We start from the raw sequence: 12,633 nt of genomic DNA, 5'->3' as shown, positions 1-12,633 counted from the left end.
CAGAAGGCCGCTTTAGGATTCTTTGGCGCATAAAGAATCCATAAAAATACTTTGTCTATCGAAGGAATTTGCATGGCTTCAAATCCCCGTCTTTTCTATGTTTCCTGCATGAGTTCCGACATCGCCTCTCTCACACTCCGCGCTCTCCGCCGCGTCCTGCGCGCCACTGAAATCGGCAGCCGCCGCCTCGCCAACGCAACCGGCCTGACCCCTTCGCAATGGCTCGTCCTGCGCGAAATCGCCTCCCGCGATTCGGCCACGCCCAGTGAGATCGCGCAGGCGCTGCAATTCAGCCAGGCGACCATCACCACGGTCGTCGATCGGCTTCAGGAACTGGGCTTTGTCCAGCGCCAACGCAATGAACGGGACAAGCGGCAGTTCATCCTGACCACGCTTCCGCCCGGCATCGCGGCGCTCGCCGATGCTCCCGACCTGCTGCAGACGACCTTTACGAAGCGGTTTGACTGCCTGCCTTCTTGGGAACAGGCGATGGTGCTGGCGGCAGTGGAGCGGCTGGCCATGCTGATGGACGCACAGGACATCGATGCCGCGCCCTTGCTCGACAGTGGCCTTATCGACCGATCCGGACCCGCCTGATCAGCCGGGGAAGGCGATGGTCGACAGCAGCGCTATCGCTTCTGGCCGGGCGTCGAGCCGCGTATGCTGCACCACGATCGGCACATCGGACCGGATGACGCTGGCATAATCCGTGTCCAGCGGGACCGGCTGCGGATCATCAAGGTCGTTGAACCGCAGATGCAGCGTGCGCCGCGCTTCCAGGCTGACGCGATAGGGGCCGACGGGCTCGCAATCCGTGAAGTAGAGCATGATCTCCACATTCGCCCGCTCGTCCGATGTATTAAGCATGCAGGCCGCTTCATGGCTGGCAAGCGCTCGGTCTGCGCGGGCCCCCTCGCCTCCGGGGATATAGCCCTCCGGAATGACCCAGAGGCGTGAACCTATCGCTTCGCCCATCCCGTTTTCTCCTGATCAGACTGGGGAACGCACGGGTCGGCGATCCGTTACCCCTTAACCGCCCCGACATCTGACCTGGCGAGCTGACATGACGCAGACCGTGAGCGATTTCTTTTGGGAACGACTGCGGCAATGGGGCGTGCGCCGAATATTCGGTTACCGCTGCCTGCGCCGCCCTCATTCACGAGGCTGGCCCTCACAGGGCTTGGAGCGCTGAAAATGATGGAGAGGGCAAGGCGTGGCTGATCCTTTCCCGGATTATGACGTGTTCTCCAAGCGCGGCAGCCTAAGCTGGAACAGGCAGACCCGGGCCGTGATCGACGAGCGTCTGGCGATGCGCGAAGCCGTTGAAGCGCTTGGGGTCGCCGAACTGGAAACCTTGCATGTGCTGGTCGCGCATGTCGCGCCCGAACCGGAAGGGCGGCCGCCCACGAATACCGTCGCCCTTCTCCTCCAGAAGATCGCGGACAATGGCAGCGACGGCTATCGCCCCGCAAGAATGCCGCAGACCCAGGCAGCATGGCGTCTCGCGCTCGCAGGGCTGGAGGCGGAGGCGCGCGCGCGGTGGAGCGCTCCTTTTCGCGCAGCTGACGGGCGGGCAGATCGACATGCTGCTGACCGACATGCGCGAGGGACGGGCGCTCACCGCCGGCTGGGCGGGCGTCAATCCAGCCCTGCTGTGGGCGTGGCGCGTGCTGCCCGACATCGTCTCGGCGCATTGGGCGCATCCCTCCGCCTGGAGCGCCATGGGCTTCGGCGGGCCGGCCAGTCCGCGCGGCTACGCGCGGACCTATCCCGACGGGCTGCCATTGCCCTAGGCCGGATCGAGATTCAGGATTCACAAAAGGCGTGATGTCTGATTCATGGGGCTCCGTGTTGAGGCGCGGAGCGGATGATGGGGATCAAACGGTACGAATTGAATGAGGCGCAATGGGCGAGGGTTTCGCCACTTCTGCCTGGCAAGGCGAGCGATCCGGGGCGGACGGGATCGGATAACGCTTGTTCGTGAACGGATGTTTGTGGGTGCTGCGCTCGGGCGCGCACTGGTGCGACCTGCCGGAGCGCTACGGTCGGTGGAAGACGGTCCATCGGCGTTTCAGCAGGTGGTGCCATGCGGGTGTCTGGGAACGGGTGCTCAACACGCTGACCGCCGACCGGGACAACCAATATCTGATGATCGACAGCACCATCGTCCGCGCCCGCCAACAGGCAGCGACCGGAAAAGGGGGGGCAAGGACCAGGCGCTGGGGCGTTCCCGAGGTGGACTGACGACCAAGATCCACATGCTGGCGGACACGTTCGGTCGGCCATTGCGCTTTCGCATCACGCCCGGGCAGGCCAGCGACGTCACCGCCGCTCCCGATCTTCTGGAAGGCCAGAAGGCCGGGGCCGTACTCGCTGATAAAGCCTATGACAGCAATGATTTACGCGAACATATCGCCGACATGAAGGCGCAGGCGGTGATCCCGTCGAAGCGAAATCACAAGGTCTTCATCCCGCATGACACCGTTATCTACAAGCACCGCAACCGGATCGAGCGATGCTTTGGTCGCCTCAAGCATTTCAGACGCTTCGCTACCCGCTACGATCGGCGCACCGCCCACTTTGCCGGCTTCGTACATCTCGCCGCTGCCATGATCTGGCTACGCTGAATGTCGATCGGTCCTAGTAGTTGGCTCCGCTACCCTATCATTCAGCTGGCCTGGAAGCTCGCAAGCCTTCGTCTGACATCGTACTCCAGCGTACATCTGCACCCGCAGCGTGCCGCTTTAAGATGATCGTTGCTGGGTGCTCGTCCATAAGAGTAAAAGGGGAACAGGGTCTGATCAGGCCTCAATCTAGCCCTAAAGACGTTTTGAGGACAACCATCTTGTCGGCATCGCACCGCACAAGCGAGCCGACCAGCACCGACGGCGGCTTTGCGCCACTTCTCGTCGTCCAATCGCGATTCCTTGCGCTTGAAAGCAGACATTCGATTGCGGCTGGGTTGAAACTTTCTTGTCAATTCCAGCTAATGTCGCCGCAACGGGGACGGTTCGGGTTACCGGTGCAATCTTAACTAGAATTCAGCCCTTGGGGCCAACATCCGCAGCTGCGAATCGCGATAAGCTCAGGGTAGGCGCACGATGGAGGCGGTGGGTCAGCACATGGATAGGTGGGTTTAAGTTCCACCGGCATCGGTCCGGCAAACGACGAACTGGAGCTGGCAGTTGAGGCTGTCATGAGCCATCGCTTAATTCCGAGCCGGCGGGCAATGCCGATAGATCACGCCAAGAGCGGGCGAGCCGTCAAGTTAGCGGAGATTTTCGCGGACTATATCCACGGAAATTGCGGCGCCATGAAAATAGGTGGTCAGCATGCTCCGCAGGCTTCTGGCCGTTCAGCTCTTGCCGACGACTGACAGCTTGACCTGAGCGCTCCGCAATCCTTCCGATCCGACACTGATGGTCGTGGTGCCTGAGGCGGTGGGCCGGATGATCGCCAGTGCGCGGCCGTGCCAGCTTTTCGCCACGGGTTGCCGAAAGCTCGCCAAGCCGCGGGGGTTGGCGTTGCCGAATGCGGCAAGTTCGGCGCTTCCGCTCAGCGAAAGCCGCAGAACATGCGCGGCGTCAGGCACCAACCGGCCGTTCGCGTCGACGACCTCCACGGTGACATGGGCGAGATCGTTCCGGTCCGCGGCTATCTTGGGACGATCGAGCTTAAGCCGCAGGGCTGCTGCAGCGCCCGCAGTCTCCAATTTGCGGCTTCCGATCTTTCGCCCTGCCAAATAGGCGGTCACCATCAGCCGTCCGGGCTCATAGACCACTGGGATCCGCGCTGAGGATGTATTTTCGGGTGTCATCGCCCGGTCCTCGATCATCTTGCCATTCAGTTCGATCGTGACGCGGTCAGCAGGAGTGAAGATGCTGACGTCGAGCGGTTTGCCCTCGGCACCCGGCCAGGTCCAGCTTTCAAGCTCATCGCGCCAGCCCCACAGGAAAGGCCGCTCCTGCTTGCCTTCCGGGATCGGCCGCTGGACCGCAACCTCAAGTGGGCTGAGGCCCCAAATAACGTCGCGGGCGAGCGACTGCGGCCGCTGTTGGCCGATCAGGTCGAGATCGCCGCAGGACGCCCCGAACCACGGATATTCATCCGGGCCGAACGTCTCTCCGGACAGGAGCGTGCGGCCGATCGCCGCCTCGCCCAGATAATCCATTGCCGTCCATACGAAGTCGCCGATCAGGTATGGCGAGCGATCGGTGAGGCGCCACACCTTGTCCACGTCGGCCGGGAAGCTTTCCGTTCCCACCATGACCCTGTCGGGGAATTTTGCACGGTCTCGTTCGTAGTTGCTGAACTTATAATTATAGCCGGCAACGTCGAGGAACTGGGCGGCGGCCTGATCCGGTCGTCCATCCGGACCGGTCACATCGGGGCCGGGGCTGCCGTTGATCGCCTGCGTCACCGGACGGGTCGGGTCAAGCCGGTGCAACTCGTCGCTCAACATTTTCGCTATCGCAACGCCTTCAGGCTGGCCGCGCTCGGGGATCTCGTTGCCGAAGCTTCACATGATTACGCCAGGATGATTGCCGTCGCGCCGGACCATCGCCTCCAGATCCCGCTGCCACCAGCCATCGAAATAAAGGCTGTAGTCGTCCGGATTCTTGGCCACCCGCCACATGTCGAAGGATTCCTCCATCACCAGTATGCCGAGCCGGTCGCAGGCGTCGAGAAAGGCGGGAGAGGGTGGATTGTGCGATGTCCGGAGCGCGTTGAAACCTCGCGCCTTGAGCATTTCGACCTTGCGATATTCCGCGCGGTCGATCGCCACGGCGCCAAGGATGCCGTTGTCGTGGTGAACACAGCCGCCACGCAACTTATATGGCTTGCCGTTGATGCGCAGGCCATTCTGGGCGTCGATCTCGACCCGGCGGATGCCGAGGGGAGCCGTCATCCGATCGATGACTTCGCCGCCCGCCTGCAACGTGCATTCCACCTGATAGAGATGGGGCGCGTCCGGCGACCACAGCCGGGGACGTGCCATTTCCAGCGACGTTGTCACACGGTCACCGGCCGCCACGGTCTTTTCGGCGACGGCTTTTCCTGCATCGTCGAGGATGCGGGTCGTCACCATGCCGCCGGTCTGCGATCCCTCGATCCGGGTCACGACCTCCACGGTGGCCTTTTCTTGCGACACGCTGGGTGTGGTGACCGTAACGCCCCATTGTTCGAAACGGAACGCGCGCGTGATGTCGAGCCACACATGCCGGTAAATGCCCGAGCCCGCATACCAGCGGCTGTTGCGGCCGATATTGGCCGCGCGCACCGCCAGCACATTGTCGCCTGATGGTGAAAGGTGCGGGGTCAGATCGTATGCGAAGGGGACATATCCGTTGGGCCGCTGGCCGAGCAGGACGCCGTTCAACCAGACCTGGGCATTCATGTGAACGCCGTCGAAGACGATCTGGACGCGGGCGTCAGGGCTAAGCGGCGGCAATTTGAAGCGCTTGCGATACCAGCCGACGCCACCGACGGTGAAGCCGGTGGGCGCGCCGCTGGCGCTGCGGGCATAGCCCAGATTGTCGTTCAATCCGGCATCGAACGGGCCGATGAGGCGGGGCACGTCCTTCGACGGCACCTTCTGCCACAAGGGGGCGCTATCGACCGAGCGAAGCACCGCATTGAGGGCTGGATCGCTTCCCGGACGGTCCTCAATGCTCCAGTCATGCGGCAACTCGACCCGGCGCCATGCCGAATCGTCATAGGCGGGCTTCGCAACGTCCGCGCCGTCGCCGAGCAGGAAGCTCCATCCATCGTCGAAAACTTGGCCCCGACGGTCGAGCGTCAACGGGGCGGGCGGTAGGCGAGGGACAAGGGAAAACGCGCGGGAAGCAGGGATCAGCACTGCGGCGCTCACCGACAGGCGCAGGAGTGTCCGCCGGGAAAGACCAGCGCCAAATCGCACGTTCATCGCTCTATACTCCTGCAATTCATTGTCGGGGTCGCGGCGGCGGCTGCTCGCAATGATGCCCGAGCCCAGTTGGGACGTCACAAAGCCATTCGCTGAAAGCTCTCCACCGCTTGTTTATTAGTATGAGTATATCCGGCACCAGAAGGCGTCAATCCAGTGCCGTCCTGTCCGGGCCGACGAGTTGGCGATCGCCGGGCCATGCATCCCTACCGGCTTGGGGCAGGACGCGCGCAGGGTTTCCTGGCCGCGGCCCAGGAGATCGCGCTTTCCAGCATCGTCCGGTAGGTTGGGTCGGAATAGGTCTGCGGCCGATGGCCGATCGCCGAATAAAAGGATCGCCCCCGGCCGACGCAGCGGGTCCATGCGATGGGATGATCCCCCATGCGCAGGTCCTGCTTCATCATGCCGATCGGCGAATAGCTGCCTTCATCCAACGTGGCGAGGACATGGGCTCCCGACAGGCGGGGGCTTGCCTTGAAGGAATACCATTCGTCTTTCATCGTCCATGCCGTCGGCAGCCCGGCTGCGACCGGATGTTTCGGATCATCCAGCCGGATTTGCGCATCCTGAAATTGCGGCCCCATCGGATGACCGATGAACCGCGCGCCGATCAGTGTGTCCGCATACCAGTCCCAGAAATAGGCGGGGTCCCCGGCTGAACCATGGACCGCGACGAAGCCGCCGCCGCGCTCGATATAAGACTTGAGCGCCTCGCGCTGGGTCAGGGTCAGCACATCGCCGCTGACGTTGTTCCATATCACGGCATCGAACCGGCTGAGGATCGCCGGAGAGATCGCGCCGCCGCGATCCGTGGCCACCATCGCCCAGCCGTGACGCTTCGCCATGTCGAGGAACGCCGCATGGGCGGCCTCCACCGAGGGGCCGTCGCGAAATCCGGTCATCTTTTCGAACAACAGGATGCGCGGCTTGCCCTTGGGCAGGATGAAGGTCGGCCGGTCGTCGTCATAGCGGGCGCAGCGCGCTACGCGATCCGCATCCGTCACGCTGATGGCCTTCAGTCGATCCGCTATGCTGGCGATCTTGTCCGCGCTGATCCGCAGCATCGCCCCGGCTTCGCGCACTGAAAGAATCGCCGAAAAACTGGGCGCGGTGGTGCTCGTGAACATCGGCGGCAGCTTCGCGAGGATGCCCGGCGCTTCCGTTTCGACAGCGGCGCGCGCCGCGGGGTTCAGCAATATGTCCATGAACGGTGACGCGAGCGAGAATGGCGCGTCGCGCAGCGGGCAATCCAGTGTCGCGGCCGATGCCGGGGCTACGGTGCTGATCAGCGCCAGCAGCGCGATGAGAAGACGCTGGGTCATGCGATTGCGGTCTCCATTGCGAGCGCATTGGCCGACCTACTGCCCCCAAGCACGCAGAACGGCACATATAGCTCACATGCCGCCGTCAAGAAAAAACTGTTTCGCAACAGGGCGCTGCCCCCTTGCGTGAGATGCCGAACATTCAAGTTCAATGAATCAGCCAAGGCACGTCCGCTCGTTGATATTTAATTAGTATGAGTATATATGAATGCTTGACGGCGTCAATCGCCCGACGCCGCTCAAGAAAGACTGCAATGACCGCCAGCACCCACGGAGGCCGATCAACCGCTTGGTTCGACAACTCCGAGAATATGGAGACGACCGTCCCGCTTGAGCGCCGCCTGAACTTTGACCCCAGCTTGGCGGAGTGTCGGCTTGGCAAGGGCGGCTATCCCTATCCGACCTCGCAGACCTTGGGCCTGCCCCGCGACAATCATTGATGGAGAATGCACAAGTGATCGACGGCAGCGTTCTGGTGGGCGGCGACGCACGCCAGCAGGAAGAGCGGTTCAAGGGTATCGATCCGACAACGGATCTGCCACTTGCCCAGAGCTATTCACAAGCCTCGCCAGAGGACGTCGCGGACGCATGCGCTCTGGCGGCTGATGCGGCGCCATCCTTTGCCGCCCTGACGCCGGACGCAAGAGCGCGCTTTCTCGAAGCCGTTGCCGAGCGGATCGATGCCATCGGCGATTCGCTTATCGAAACGGCTATGGCGGAAACGGGCTTGCCCCGCATGCGTCTCGAAGGCGAGCGCGGACGCACTACCGGGCAGCTCCGGCTGTTCGCCTCCGAATTGCGGGCCGGCTACTGGCTCGACGTGACGATCGATCGCGCCTTGCCGGATCGCACCCCGCCGCGTCCCGACCTTCGCCGCATGAATGTGCCGCTCGGCCCGGTAGCGGTGTTCGGCGCGTCCAATTTCCCGCTCGCTTTTTCCGTGGCTGGCGGCGATACCGCGTCGGCGCTCGCGGCGGGATGTCCGGTGGTGGCCAAGGGGCATCCGGGTCACCCCGGAACCGGAGAGCTCATCGCTCGCGCCGTGACCCAAGCTGTGACGGACTGCGGTCTTCATCCGGGCGTTTTTTCCTATCTGCCCGGCACTGGCAATGCGCTTGGCGCTGCCGTTGTGGCCGATCCTCGCATCCGCGCGGTCGGCTTTACAGGATCGCGGGCGGGCGGACTTGCGCTCGCCGAGATAGCGGCCCGGCGTCCTGAACCTATCCCCGTTTATGCCGAAATGAGCGCGGTCAATCCCGTCATATTGATGCCGGGCGCTCTCAGAACCCGCGCCGAGACGCTTGGGACGGCATTTGTGGGCTCTCTGACGCAGGGGGCAGGACAGTTTTGCACGAATCCCGGACTGGTCATCGCGATCGACGGACCGGACCTCGACCGCTTCCTCGCTTCGGCCACTTCGGCCGTTAGCGAGGCGTCGCCGCTGGTAATGCTGACGCCCGCCATTCGAGCCGCTTTCACCAATGGCGTAGCCAAGCTGGAGACCATGCCGGGCGCCAGGTTGATCGCACAGGCCCAAGCCCCGGAAGGGCGTGCCGGTGCGGCGTTGTTCGAAAGCTACGCTGAGCAAATCGCTCTTGAACCGGCCCTTGCCGAAGAGGTGTTCGGTGCATCGTCCGTGGTGATCCGTTGCAAGGATGCCGATGCGCTGGCGCAGGTCATCTCCGGACTGGAGGGGCAGTTGACCGCAACGATCCACATGGATGATTCTGATGCTGCCGACGCGGCCGCCATACTTCCTCTTCTCGCGCAAAAGTCGGGCAGGGTCCTGGCGAACGGCTGGCCGACGGGTGTCGAAGTGACCTGGGCGATGGTTCATGGCGGGCCATTCCCCGCCACCATGGACGGAAGGTCCACCTCGGTCGGCACCCTCGCCATGTCTCGCTTCCTGCGGCCGGTCTGCTTTCAGGATATCGGCGCAAAGCTGATCCCGCCGCCATTGCAGGACGCTAACCCCTGGCGCTTGCCGCGCCGCCTTGATGGCAAGATGGAGATCACCCGATGATCCGTTCCCTCGTCCAATATGAACAGGATGGCCGGCGCGGCGTAGCCGCTCTGGACGAGAGCGGAGCAGCCCTGATCGTGCGTGACACGGCTTCCGTGCGGATGCTGGCTGGCGATGCGTTGGCGTCGTCCACCACGCTTGCCGCTCTTGCCGAGGAACGCGCAGGGGCTTCGATCGATTTGGCCGCTGTTACCTTGCTGCCACCGATCGATCATGAAGATCCCGCGCATTTGCTGGTCAGCGGCACCGGCCTCACGCATCTGGGCTCCGCCGAAGGCCGCGACAAGATGCACAAGGCCGCCGCCGCCGGTCAGGCCACCGATTCCATGCGCATGTTCCTGATGGGCGAGGAGGGTGGAAAGCCAGCCGCCGGAACTGAGGGTGTGCAGCCCGAATGGTTCTACAAGGGCGACGGGTCGATCCTGGTGCCGCCGGGCGCACCTTTCCGCAAACCTGCTTTCGCGGGAGATGGGGGCGAGGAGCCGGAAATCGCCGGCATCTACTTCAATGCGCCGGATGGTACGCCGGTTCGCCTGGGCTTTTCAATCGGGAATGAGTTTTCGGACCATGTGACCGAACGGGTCAATTATCTCTGGCTCGCCCATTCCAAGCTACGTCAGGCGTCGCTGGGCGCGGAATTGCTGCTGGGCGACCTGCCCGCCGACGTTCGCGGCGCCAGCAGGATTATCCGCGACGGTGCGATCTTGTGGGAAAGTAGTTTCTTTTCTGGCGAGACGAACATGTCTCACAGCATCGAGAATCTTGAGCATCATCATTTCAAATATGACTTGTTCAGACGTGCCGGCGACGTGCATGTGCATTTCTTCGGCACGGCGACCCTCTCCTTTACCGACCAGGTGGAAACGCGCGCGGGCGATATATTCGAGATTGAGGCGGATGCCTTCACCATGCCACTTCGCAATCCTCTGATGGAAGCAGCCGAAGAAGGATTGGCTAAAGTGAGGGTGTTATGACCAGCACGCGCTAGGCCTGCCTGTTCGGTGTCGGCATGCTGCCAACGCGGCGACATACCAGGCGCGGAGCTGACCGTCTCGTCAGTCGCAATGCATATCTTTACCGCAAAAATGCCCCTACAAAACCACCGGACAATTTTACTACGGAGAATGGCTCGGGATGCAGCCTCAGGAAGAAGCCAAGAGGTTGCGAATCCATCAGGCACTCGCGCGGCAGATCGGCATAGCCATCGTTTCGGGTGAGCACCCTCCAGGCTATGGTTTCGGGGCGGAGATAGAAGAGGCGCAGGCTCTCGGCGTGTCTCGGACCGCCTATCGGGAGGCGATGCGCATTTTAACGGCAAAGGGCCTTCTCGAAAGCAGGCCCAAAGCCGGAACGCGTGTGACGCTTCGTTCCCGATGGAATGTGTTGGATCCGGACATCCTTGCCTGGATGTTCTCATCAGATCACCCTGATGAGCGCTTCGTTCGGGACTTGTTTGAGCTTCGTGGATTGATCGAGCCTGCGGCGGCGGCATGGGCAGCTACACGGCGCTCGCCCGAGCAATTGGAAACAATGCGTGCGGCGCTTGAAGCAATGGCGCGGTACGGCTTATCGACGGAGAGCGGCCGAGAAGCGGATCAGCGTTTCCATGGCGCCATCCTGGAAGCGAGCGATAATGAGCCGCTTGCATCTTTGTCTAGGGCCGATCGACATTCAGCGTAGCCAGATCATGGCAGCGGCGAGATGTACGAAGCCGGCAAAGTGGGCGGTGCGCCGATCGTAGCGGGTAGCGAAGCGTCTGAAATGCTTGAGGCGACCAAAGCATCGCTCGATCCGGTTGCGGTGCTTGTAGATAGCGGTGTCATGCGGGATGAAGACCTTGCGATTTCGCTTCGACGGGATCACCGCCTGCGCCTTCATGTCGGCGATATGTTCGCGTAAATCATTGCTGTCATAGGCTTTATCAGCGAGTACGGCCCCGGCCTTCTGGCCTTCCAGAAGATCGGGAGCGGCGGTGACGTCGCTGGCCTGCCCGGGCGTGATGCGAAAGCGCAATGGCCGACCGAACGTGTCCGCCAGCATGTGGATCTTGGTCGTCAGTCCACCTCGGGAACGCCCCAGCGCCTGGTCCTTGCCCCCCCTTTTCCGGTCGCTGCCTGTTGGTGGGCGCGGACGATGGTGCTGTCGATCATCAGATATTGGTTGTCCCGGTCGGCGGTCAGCGTGTTGAGCACCCGTTCCCAGACACCCGCATGGCACCACCTGCTGAAACGCCGATGGACCGTCTTCCACCGACCGTAGCGCTCCGGCAGGTCGCACCAGTGCGCGCCCGAGCGCAGCACCCACAAACATCCGTTGACGAACAAGCGGTTATCCGATCCCGTCCGCCCCGGATCGCTCGCCTTGCCAGGCAGAAGTGGCGAAACCCTCGCCCATTGCGCCTCATTCAATTCGTACCGTTTGATCCCCATCATTCGCTCCGCGCCTCAACACGGAGCCCCATGAATCAGACATCACGCCTTTTGTGAATCCTGAATGTCGATCCGGCCTAGTTCGGTGGGCGCCGCGCTCACCTGGACGACGCGTTTCAAGCAGATGAAGTTTGCGCATCCGCGCGATCCGATCGGTGAACATGAAGCAGTATTTGCAGCTATTGCGGCGAGAGACGCGGACGGGGCGCGATCGGCTATGACAGAGCTACTTCGTCTCGCGCTCGATGATATGGGCTTGTCGTCAATTCGTAGTTGAATGTCTGCCTCTCGGATGGAGGCATGGATGCAAAAGTCAGTACCTCGAAGAAGGCGCTCTCTTCGAGCGCATCGGCTTGGTCAGCAACCAAGGCATGGAGCGATGTCGTCGTCAGCCCAGCCTTCGCGGCTGCGGCTTCGAAGCTGGCATAATCCATCGTCATCAGCGCCGCGACATAATCAAGCGCCTGCGCGATCACCTCGCGGCGCGCCTGCGGATTACGCCATAGCTTGGTTTCCACCAGCACGATGTCGCCCCGGGGGGTGATAAAGAGATTGTCGATGAAGCCGTGCCCGCAGGCCATCTCCCGTCCCACCGCGATGGGTGCGCCAAAGCCCGGTTCAATCTGCGCGATGGGGAGGATTTCAGGATGGTCGTGGATCAGCTGCTGCAGCCACGCCTCCTTGAACCCACCGGCCGATCCGAGTTCGACCGGCTCCAGTTGTGGCTCGTTCCATCCGTCCCGAGCAGGAAGGGCGCGCCAAGTGCCTTGCGGGCGGGCAGGGGGATCATCTGAGTCACAGGACCAGGGCCCTACTGAGGGAAGCGGCCCGCTCCGGCAGTGGACATCCTCTGCTCCGTCCCGATGTGAGATTGATTTCACTCGTTAATTCCAGCCTCACAGTGCGTCTCCTGTCGACAATCAGTAACGGACA

10 protein-coding genes and 4 pseudogenes are annotated in these 12,633 nt (G+C 62.4%); 8 read left to right on the top strand and 6 right to left on the bottom strand.

Annotated elements, in window-relative coordinates; genetic code table 11:
- Positions 1 to 72: 72 nt before the first annotated feature.
- Positions 73 to 597, top strand: coding sequence for a MarR family winged helix-turn-helix transcriptional regulator (locus ACZ5TH_RS15730; RefSeq protein ID WP_464795215.1), 525 nt, complete (start codon positions 73 to 75; stop codon positions 595 to 597).
- Here ACZ5TH_RS15730 and ACZ5TH_RS15725 read toward each other — a convergent pair whose 3' ends face one another.
- Complete coding sequence (locus ACZ5TH_RS15725; protein WP_464795214.1) at positions 598 to 975, bottom strand: sensory rhodopsin transducer; 378 nt, start codon at positions 973 to 975, stop codon at positions 598 to 600.
- Positions 976 to 1,213: 238 nt separating this feature from the next.
- Between ACZ5TH_RS15725 and ACZ5TH_RS15720 the strand changes: the two genes are divergently transcribed.
- Together ACZ5TH_RS15720 and ACZ5TH_RS15715 are read left to right on the top strand one after the other, a co-directional pair.
- Positions 1,214 to 1,828, top strand: coding sequence for a gluconate 2-dehydrogenase subunit 3 family protein (locus ACZ5TH_RS15720; RefSeq protein ID WP_464795213.1), 615 nt, complete (start codon positions 1,214 to 1,216; stop codon positions 1,826 to 1,828).
- Positions 1,829 to 1,876: 48 nt separating this feature from the next.
- A pseudogene (locus tag ACZ5TH_RS15715) lies at positions 1,877 to 2,627 on the top strand (IS5 family transposase).
- Between the two features lie 728 nt (positions 2,628 to 3,355).
- Here ACZ5TH_RS15715 and ACZ5TH_RS15710 read toward each other — a convergent pair.
- The 3 genes from ACZ5TH_RS15710 to ACZ5TH_RS15700 all read right to left on the bottom strand — a co-directional run bounded on the left by ACZ5TH_RS15710 (position 3,356) and on the right by ACZ5TH_RS15700 (position 7,248).
- Positions 3,356 to 4,459, bottom strand: a complete 1,104-nt coding sequence (locus ACZ5TH_RS15710; protein ID WP_464795212.1) for a DUF4982 domain-containing protein — start codon at positions 4,457 to 4,459, stop codon at positions 3,356 to 3,358.
- A gap of 60 nt (positions 4,460 to 4,519) precedes the next feature.
- Positions 4,520 to 6,007 carry a glycoside hydrolase family 2 TIM barrel-domain containing protein gene (locus ACZ5TH_RS15705; protein WP_464795211.1) on the bottom strand — a complete coding sequence of 496 codons (1,488 nt, stop codon included), beginning with the start codon at positions 6,005 to 6,007 and terminating at the stop codon, positions 4,520 to 4,522.
- A gap of 125 nt (positions 6,008 to 6,132) precedes the next feature.
- On the bottom strand, positions 6,133 to 7,248 hold the full coding sequence (locus ACZ5TH_RS15700) for a ThuA domain-containing protein (protein WP_464795210.1): 1,116 nt from the start codon (positions 7,246 to 7,248) through the stop codon (positions 6,133 to 6,135).
- 254 nt (positions 7,249 to 7,502) lie between these two features.
- Between ACZ5TH_RS15700 and ACZ5TH_RS15695 the strand changes: the two genes are divergently transcribed.
- The 4 genes and pseudogenes from ACZ5TH_RS15695 to ACZ5TH_RS15680 all read left to right on the top strand — a co-directional run.
- Complete coding sequence (locus ACZ5TH_RS15695; protein ID WP_464772960.1) at positions 7,503 to 7,688, top strand: hypothetical protein; 186 nt, start codon at positions 7,503 to 7,505, stop codon at positions 7,686 to 7,688.
- A gap of 14 nt (positions 7,689 to 7,702) precedes the next feature.
- Positions 7,703 to 9,271, top strand: coding sequence for an aldehyde dehydrogenase (NADP(+)) (locus tag ACZ5TH_RS15690; RefSeq protein WP_464795751.1), 1,569 nt, complete (start codon positions 7,703 to 7,705; stop codon positions 9,269 to 9,271).
- On the top strand, positions 9,268 to 10,245 hold the full coding sequence (gene araD1 / locus ACZ5TH_RS15685; protein WP_449469225.1) for an AraD1 family protein: 978 nt from the start codon (positions 9,268 to 9,270) through the stop codon (positions 10,243 to 10,245). Before ACZ5TH_RS15690 ends, araD1 begins: the two co-directional genes overlap by 4 nt.
- A 160-nt stretch (positions 10,246 to 10,405) precedes the next feature.
- Positions 10,406 to 10,927, top strand: a pseudogene (locus tag ACZ5TH_RS15680) (FadR/GntR family transcriptional regulator); the annotation flags it as partial.
- 15 nt (positions 10,928 to 10,942) lie between these two features.
- On the opposite strand, the pseudogene ACZ5TH_RS15675 reads toward ACZ5TH_RS15680, so the two are convergent.
- Positions 10,943 to 11,700 (bottom strand): annotated as a pseudogene (locus ACZ5TH_RS15675) (IS5 family transposase).
- A gap of 79 nt (positions 11,701 to 11,779) precedes the next feature.
- Here ACZ5TH_RS15675 and ACZ5TH_RS15670 point away from each other — a divergent pair.
- Positions 11,780 to 11,977 (top strand): annotated as a pseudogene (locus ACZ5TH_RS15670) (FCD domain-containing protein); the annotation flags it as partial.
- Here the strand turns inward: ACZ5TH_RS15670 and ACZ5TH_RS15665 are convergent.
- Positions 11,916 to 12,581, bottom strand: coding sequence for a hypothetical protein (locus ACZ5TH_RS15665; RefSeq protein ID WP_464795209.1), 666 nt, complete (start codon positions 12,579 to 12,581; stop codon positions 11,916 to 11,918). The pseudogene ACZ5TH_RS15670 and the gene ACZ5TH_RS15665 sit on opposite strands and share 62 nt — an antisense overlap.
- Positions 12,582 to 12,633 lie beyond the last annotated feature (52 nt).

The organism is Sphingobium sp. TomTYG73, from assembly GCF_055394245.1.
Note: the sequence above shows the minus strand (reverse complement) of the source record. Positions and strands in the feature narration are given on the sequence as shown.

Excerpts from the sequence above, each read along its gene's own strand:
- ACZ5TH_RS15730 (WP_464795215.1), top strand. The coding sequence starts at position 73 with ATGGCTTCAAATCCCCGTCTTTTCTATGTTTCCTGCATGAGTTCCGAC.
- ACZ5TH_RS15725 (WP_464795214.1), bottom strand. The coding sequence starts at position 975 with ATGGGCGAAGCGATAGGTTCACGCCTCTGGGTCATTCCGGAGGGCTAT.
- ACZ5TH_RS15700 (WP_464795210.1), bottom strand. The coding sequence starts at position 7,248 with ATGACCCAGCGTCTTCTCATCGCGCTGCTGGCGCTGATCAGCACCGTA.
- araD1 (WP_449469225.1), top strand. The coding sequence starts at position 9,268 with ATGATCCGTTCCCTCGTCCAATATGAACAGGATGGCCGGCGCGGCGTA.
- ACZ5TH_RS15695 (WP_464772960.1), top strand. The coding sequence starts at position 7,503 with ATGACCGCCAGCACCCACGGAGGCCGATCAACCGCTTGGTTCGACAAC.